This is a genomic window from Acidiphilium sp. (assembly GCF_049977125.1).
In the GTDB taxonomy this organism is placed as follows: Bacteria; Pseudomonadota; Alphaproteobacteria; order Acetobacterales; family Acetobacteraceae; genus Acidiphilium.
Genome location: NZ_JBMFGY010000115.1, coordinates 2,900 through 9,399, shown reverse-complemented (window position 1 = coordinate 9,399; position 6,500 = coordinate 2,900). Strand labels below are relative to the sequence as shown.

The 6,500-nt window shown below is 64.1% G+C and carries 10 protein-coding genes; 2 read left to right on the top strand and 8 right to left on the bottom strand.

The window, feature by feature from the left end; translation table 11 throughout:
• Positions 1–36: 36 nt before the first annotated feature.
• The 7 genes from ACP5E6_RS14120 to ACP5E6_RS14090 all read right to left on the bottom strand — a co-directional run bounded on the left by ACP5E6_RS14120 (position 37) and on the right by ACP5E6_RS14090 (position 4,100).
• Positions 37–213: a hypothetical protein gene (locus tag ACP5E6_RS14120; RefSeq protein WP_427954967.1), complete on the bottom strand. Its 177-nt coding sequence runs from the start codon at positions 211–213 to the stop codon at positions 37–39.
• 387 nt (positions 214–600) lie between these two features.
• Positions 601–1,161 (bottom strand): hypothetical protein, encoded by a 561-nt coding sequence (locus tag ACP5E6_RS14115; protein WP_427954965.1) that lies wholly within the window; start codon positions 1,159–1,161, stop codon positions 601–603.
• A gap of 546 nt (positions 1,162–1,707) precedes the next feature.
• Positions 1,708–2,226: a hypothetical protein gene (locus ACP5E6_RS14110; RefSeq protein ID WP_427954964.1), complete on the bottom strand. Its 519-nt coding sequence runs from the start codon at positions 2,224–2,226 to the stop codon at positions 1,708–1,710.
• Between the two features lie 40 nt (positions 2,227–2,266).
• On the bottom strand, positions 2,267–2,710 hold the full coding sequence (locus ACP5E6_RS14105) for a hypothetical protein (protein ID WP_427954963.1): 444 nt from the start codon (positions 2,708–2,710) through the stop codon (positions 2,267–2,269).
• A gap of 258 nt (positions 2,711–2,968) precedes the next feature.
• A complete protein-coding gene (locus tag ACP5E6_RS14100; protein WP_427954962.1) occupies positions 2,969–3,433 on the bottom strand; it encodes a hypothetical protein in 465 nt (154 codons plus the stop codon).
• Between the two features lie 56 nt (positions 3,434–3,489).
• Positions 3,490–3,882, bottom strand: coding sequence for a hypothetical protein (locus tag ACP5E6_RS14095; protein ID WP_427954960.1), 393 nt, complete (start codon positions 3,880–3,882; stop codon positions 3,490–3,492).
• Positions 3,882–4,100 (bottom strand): hypothetical protein, encoded by a 219-nt coding sequence (locus ACP5E6_RS14090; protein ID WP_427954959.1) that lies wholly within the window; start codon positions 4,098–4,100, stop codon positions 3,882–3,884. Before ACP5E6_RS14090 ends, ACP5E6_RS14095 begins: the two co-directional genes overlap by 1 nt.
• A gap of 450 nt (positions 4,101–4,550) precedes the next feature.
• Here ACP5E6_RS14090 and ACP5E6_RS14085 point away from each other — a divergent pair, with 450 nt between their 5' ends.
• Entirely contained in the window at positions 4,551–5,258 is a 708-nt protein-coding gene (locus tag ACP5E6_RS14085) for an SOS response-associated peptidase (protein WP_427954958.1), read from the top strand.
• Between the two features lie 7 nt (positions 5,259–5,265).
• Here ACP5E6_RS14085 and ACP5E6_RS14080 read toward each other — a convergent pair whose 3' ends face one another.
• The gene (locus ACP5E6_RS14080; protein WP_427954956.1) at positions 5,266–5,790 is read right to left on the bottom strand and encodes a hypothetical protein; all 525 of its coding nucleotides are present in this window, start codon (positions 5,788–5,790) and stop codon (positions 5,266–5,268) included.
• A gap of 243 nt (positions 5,791–6,033) precedes the next feature.
• On the opposite strand from ACP5E6_RS14080, the gene ACP5E6_RS14075 reads away from it, so the two are divergent.
• Positions 6,034–6,500 (top strand): hypothetical protein (locus ACP5E6_RS14075; protein WP_427954954.1); only part of this gene is annotated, 467 nt, incomplete at its 3' end.

Below are 6,500 nucleotides of genomic sequence, written 5' to 3'. Positions count from 1 at the left end.
GGGGGAGGCCGAACCCTTTCGGGTCCGGCCTGTCGGTTAGAAGGGGAGGTTGTCGGGGAGGGTGAAGTCTGGGAGTTCGGCGGGATCGGGTTCGGGGATGTCTCGGTTCCAGACGATTTCGGTGATCGGTCCGTCTTCGGTCATGACGGTTTCGATCAACGCGTATTCGAAACCGCCGAGGGTTGTCAGGGTGTGGGAGTGGATTGCGGTCATCGGGGAGATCCTTTCTGCTTCAGCGTGATTGCTGATAGGCAGCGGGAATTCCGGCCTTCGGGACTGCTCAACCCTGAAGATACGCAAGCGCGCGAGGTCGGGGTGCGGAAGACGCGGGCCTCTTGGGGCCTGCGGCTTGCGCATCCTGGCCTTGCGGTAGCTTGCGTATCTGACGGGTTGAACAGTCACGACCTTGGCCGGGATTACAATAGAGATGCCAGCAGAGAGCTATTGGCACGGGCGGACGAACAACCGGCGGTGGTTCCGGTCCATCCGGTCGGTGTGGCGGGACGGGATCGGTGCCGCATTGTTCGCTCCGGTGGCCTGATCTCTGAGCGACGCAGAAAAGGGCGGAGACCTTTCGGTCCCCGCCCTGATGCGGTGGGATCAGTGTGTGAGGGTGTCGAGCTCGTGCTCCGCGGCACGACGGCGGATGCTGCGGTATTTCGGGGTGGGGGGGACGTAGGGTTTCCAGTCTTCGCCGATGAGTTCGGCGAAGGCCCGGACGGCACCTTCGGCGGAGGCGAGGAGGGCGTAGGCGGCGAGAGCGCCCTTGGCGGCGAATTCGCGGGCGCGTTCGGCCGGGGTGTCGAAGCCGTAGACGGGGGCGCGGTCTTCGTCGCGGTCGTCGCAGTCGATCCTCGTGGTGAGCCTGCGGGCGGCGGAGACCCGTTCGTGATAGAATTCGGCGGAGCGATGGGCGGACTTGACGATATTTTCGACGATCCGGCTGAAGTGGATCTTCATGGCGTCGTCGCTGAGGTTTAGTTCGAGGGCTTTGCCGGTCGCGATGAGTCCGTCGAAGGTGGCTTGGGCGATGGTGTCGTAATCGACGGGTTCGAGCATGAAGGTGGCGGCGATCTTTTCGCAGGTTCCGTAGGCGGGTGCGATGCCGCGGACGGTCTCGAGGGTGATCTGGATCGGCTGGCGGTCTTTCTTGATAGCCATCGGTATGTTCCTTTCTGCTTCAGCGTGATTGCTGATAGGCAGCGGAAATTCCGGCCTTCGTGGCTGCTCAACCCTGAAGATATGCAAGCGCGCGGGGTCGGGGTGCGAAAGACGCGGGCCTCTTGGGGCCTGCGGCTTGCGCGTCCCGGCCCTGCGGTAGGTTGCGTGTCTGACGGGTTGAACTGCCGCGACCTTGGCCGGAATTAAAATAGAGAGCCAGCAGACAAGCGTTTGGCACGGGCGGACGAACAACCTGCGGTGCGGTGGCGCGACGTGCGTTCGGGTGAGGCGGGGCGTGTCCCGAGGCCGCCCCGGTCGGGAAGCGGGAGCGATCGGCGGGGCATTGGCCAGGTCGCATCGATACCTTGGGACATCTCGGAGGTCAGGGCATCGCCGAGCGGTGCAACGGCGTCCGGGGCTGAAGGCGGCGCGGACCGATACACCGCAGCGGCACGCGGTTCATCGGCGATCGTCCGGCAGAGATCATCCAGGAGAGATCGCCGATCTGCGTTCAACCCCTATCAGCGGTGCGGATATATGCCCGTTTCAGAACGGGATGTCCGATCTTGCGCCGAGATGTCGTTCCATCGCCGGGCCGAAGAAGGCGAGCATTCGCGCGAGTACGGCGGAAGCGGTATCGCGCCCTGTTTCGGTCGCGTAGCCGAACAATGATCTGGCCTCCTTTCTGGAGATTTGAAAGTAAGCCTCGACGGCGTTCCATCCGGCGAGGATTTTGTTCTCGTAGTTGCGGCAGAATGGCTGGAGGGTGCCGTCTTCATCGATGCCGAGCCGCAAGCCCTGGCGGTTGTGCCATGGATCCTGTGCCATCCAGCCGACCGCGCATGCGGCGGTTCCGCATGGATGCCTATGATTGCCGGATGCGAGACACTTGCTCGGCTCGATCTCGCACTCCTCCGTTTGTTCCGTGACGAAGGTATCGAGATCGCTCGACCATATCCCGGTCGAGAACGGCTTATCGGCCGCGATGACTTCGCACATGACCCGGATGCCGTGGTGCATGCGGATCATGGCGATGTCGCTGCGGAATTTGCTGATTTCAGACATTGTCGGTTTCCTTGGCTGGGGGTGAGGGGGAATGTCGCGGTCAGGGGAAGACGCCGATCGGCGATCCGATCGCGCGGCCGTTGGCGTCGCGCAGGGCGGGATCGGCATCGCCGGCGATGCCGATCGTCGCGATGCCGAGGGCGGTGTGGGCGACGAAGCGCAGCGCGCGGCTGGCCGGATCCAGCCGCTCGACGGGGAAGGGCATGAGATCGAGGATGCGGCCTGTGGGCCACTGGCGGATCACGATCTGCCTGATCACCGTATCGAGCGACCATGTGACCGAGCCGGTCAGGCTGCCGTTGGTGACGTCGCCGATGATGAGGCGCAGGAGGGCGAGCTCGACCGGCGAGGTCGGCGCATCGAGCATGGCGCGGAAAGCCGCGGTCATGCGGACGATCGGGGTATCAGCGGGAGAGGCGGATGTCGGGCAGCGCAATGCTGTCGGCGTTGCGTAGAGCGCAACGACATTGTCGATGTTGGTCATCGTCTGGTCCTTGATGTCGGGGGCTATCTTCGGTTCGAAGACGGCCGGGGTGCGGGCCGCGGTCTGACCGGCCGGGCAAGGGCGCGCGCTGCTATCGGCGCGCGGGCCGCTTGCGGCCTTCCCTTGCGGGGTCGGTCAGAACCGTGGCAGCCGATGGTGGGTGAGGGGGACGGAACTGGTGGATTGCCTCGTTGCCGGACCTGCCATCGGGATCAGTTACGACCGCAGGTGGCATGAAGACGCGAGCAGGGGTGACCCTTAGAACAGGATCTCCACCGGCTGATTGGCGATCATCCTGTCGTGTCGCTGCTGCATTTCGGCACGGAAGGCGATCATGTCGGCGAGAACTGCGCTGGCCGATCTGTAGGGCGGGGGTTCGACATCATCATCGAATCCGAAGAGCGCCTTGCCTTCATCGGTCGTGATGCTGAAATATGCGGCGACCGCTTCCCATTCGGTGAGGATGCGGTTGGTTCGCCGATCGCGGAAGAAGGGCAGACGGGGTCCGTCCTCGAAGGTTCCTATTCCAAGCCCCTGCCGGATGTGCCAGGGATCGGCGCTCATCCAGCCGATCGCGCACGCGGCCGTCTGACAGGTATGCTCCATATTTCCCGAAGCGATCCCATGCTTCCATCCCGGGCCGAAATGCTCGTTGAGCTCATCCTCATCCATGTGCCAGAACAGCAGCGAGAACGGCTTTTCGGCCGCGATGACCTCGCGCATGACGCGGATACCCTCATCCATGCGGGTGAGATAAATCTGTTCCATGTCCGTTCTCCTCATGCCCATCCGATGTGGGTGGCACCGGCATCCCGGCTCTGCCGCGCCATGAGCGCGATCTGGTGGAGGCGTTTGCCGACATATCCTTCCTGTCGCGCGCCGATGATGATCGCCATGCCGTAACCGGTGCGGACGGTGCGGCTTTCGAGCGGCGGTGACGGCCTGTCGATCTGGCTGCGCAGCGCCCGGGTGATGCGCTCGAGGAAATCCTCGATCGGCACCGGCACGTCGCTGGTGCTCTGGTCCGGGAAGCCGAGCTCTTCGAGCACGTCGAGGGCGTTGGCGTTGCACATGTTGATGTCGAACCGCTCGTCGTCGGTGTCGCAGGCGGCCGGGATGCGCCAGGTGTTGTCAGCGGCATCGAACACGTAGGGATGAAAGCTGATGCTCATCACACGGCCTCCGGGAACAGGATGTCGAGGGTGGTGCCGCGCACCTCGATCTTGCCGATGCCGTCGCCGCTGATCGCGTAGCGACCGCCCATTTCGGGGGTCTTGCCGACCCAGTGGTGGGCGAAGGTGCGCGCAGCCTCGATCGTCGTGAATGTGCGGGCCCGGCTTGCGCCGTCGATCGAGCTGTAGCGGACCCTGATGATGGTCTGGTTGGTCATCGAACTCTCCATTTCGGATTATCTTCCCATTGAAGACGATGACCGCGGGTCATGCCCGGGCGGCCGGGGGCAAGGGCGCGCCCTATGCGCGCTCGCCTTGCCCTTGCGGCCGGTCGCCCGGCATGACACGACTCGCGCCGATGACCTGCCTGTGGTTTGGAGGTGTTCGATGGGATTGCAGGAGACCGATCCGTCTGGGCCTTGGACCGAGGCGGAGGATCGGATCATCTACGAAGGATTTCTCGTGAACGAGACGCCGCGGATCACCAGCGTCAGATGTGGGCGAAGCCTATCTTCGATCCGACGGCGTCTGGTCCGGCTTGGGCTGATCGATGCCAACGGGTTAAGGAACATGAACCCGCCGTTCTTCGCCGATCTCTGTGCGAAGCATCATGGCCGCAGTTCTGTGGGTTCTGGTCCCGATGATGCTGCGAGTGGGGACAACCCCTGATGTGCGGCAGGATCGCGCAGGCGTTTCCGGAAGGGGCGCTGGATCGCCTGTTCGGCAGCACTGACGTCCGCTCACGCGCCGTCAACCGGTGGAACGTCGCGCCGGGTCAGGGCGTCATGGCGGTTCGCCGCGGCCATGGCGGGCAACGGGTGGTCTGTTCTGCCGACTGGGGGTTTCTGGCATCGTGGGAGAAATCGCCGGAGTACGCGAAGATCCGACCGATCAACGCGAAGGCGGAGACGGTAGCATCGAGCAGGCTGTTCGGTTCCGCGTTCAAGTCAACCCGTTGCCTGATCCCGGTCCGCTGCTGGTACGAATGGAAGCCGGTCGCGTCGGGGCTGAAGCAGCCCTACGCGATGGGCCAGACGGACGGTGCGCCGATTGCGCTGGGCGGAATCATCTCGGTCCGCAAGCCCCATCGCGACTTTCCGGCGGAATTGTCGATCGCGATCATCACGACGGCCGCACCGGCATCGCTGTCCGATATTCATCACCGCGCGCCGCTGGTGGTGGGTGAGGACGACTGGTCCCGCTGGCTCGAGGGAGGAACGACCGATGCGGCTGATGTGCTGACGCGGAGCAGCGCGGGCCAGGTCGAGGCCTGGCCGGTGTCGCGGATGGTCAATCGGGTTGGCACCGATGGACCGGCTCTCGTTGAGCCGGTCGAGATCGAAGCGTTCGCGAGCCCGATCGAAGGCCGGGCGTGAGGGTGGGCTATGCCGCTTCTGTGCGAGACAGACCGGTCTGGTCCACAAACCGCGGCGGGTTTCCGTCTGCGATCGGCGCGGGAGCGAGATAAGCCGAGCTGATGAACGACACCTCCTCGAACGCGGTGCGCAACGCGCCCGCGACCATCGCCGCACATGCAGCATTCCATGCCGTCCGGCTTTCCGGAGCCTGATCGAGCAGGGCACCTGTGCTCCGATGGAGAGCAAGACCGGCCGTCATCGCCTCGTGATAGAGGAACTCGTTCAGCCGGACGATGAAGCCCTCGAGGTCTTCGGCGCTCATGAACTCCGCTATTGCGTAGAGCAGGCCGTCCATCCACTGAGCGCTGTTCTCGCGAAGTCTCTGCCAGTCCGCATCGGCGGTGCCGACCCTGTGGGCGATGGTCGTCATCTCGGCGATGCCGGGGCAGGTGAGGGTGACGTGTTCGCGCCAGCTGGCGCATTTCGCGGCGTTATTCGACATGATGGTGAACTCCTTGGTTCGGATTATCTTCTCATTGAAGACAATCAACGACCGGTCATGGAGCACGGGCGGGGGCAGGGGATGACGGTATGAGATGACCGAAGGGTCCGAAGCGCGACCGATGCGCGCTGGCGGGGACGGCCCCTGGCCGTCTCCCGCCAGTGCGCCTGAGGGAGACTGAGGGCCGTTTGGTCATCTCATGCCTGGCACCCTTGCGCCCGACCGCGCTCCATGACAGGAATCGTCATCGATTGCGGCTGGATAGGTGCATGTTCAGATAGCGGGTCGAGTATGGAAGTCAGCGTTTCGCAGGTGAGGGATCCCGACGCAGAGGTCCCGGCAACTCGTGTCGGTGCGCCCTGGTCGGTCGCCGAGGAAGCCGCGCTCTATGACGGGTTTTCGGGACTGGGCGACATTCAGGGGTTGGCGGCCCGGCTTGGCCGGAGCCGGGGCGGTATCACCGGCAGGCTGAAGTCGCTCGGCCTGGTCGAGTATGACGCCAATGGGTTGCTGAGTGTCTGCTCGCCAAAGCCTGCGTTCAAACCGATCGCGACGCTGGCGTCACCTGATGACCGGCCATCGAAGAGAGATAGGTCATTGGCGCGACGGCCTCCGATGGCGTCGCTGAATGCCAGCGAGCAGTATTGCGTGCGCATTTTCCGGCAGATCCCACGCGAGCGGCGGAAGGAACTGTTTCTCGTGATGCGGATCCTTGCGAGCGTGGGGTCGATCGAGGAGAGCGAAGCGCCACCCGACGA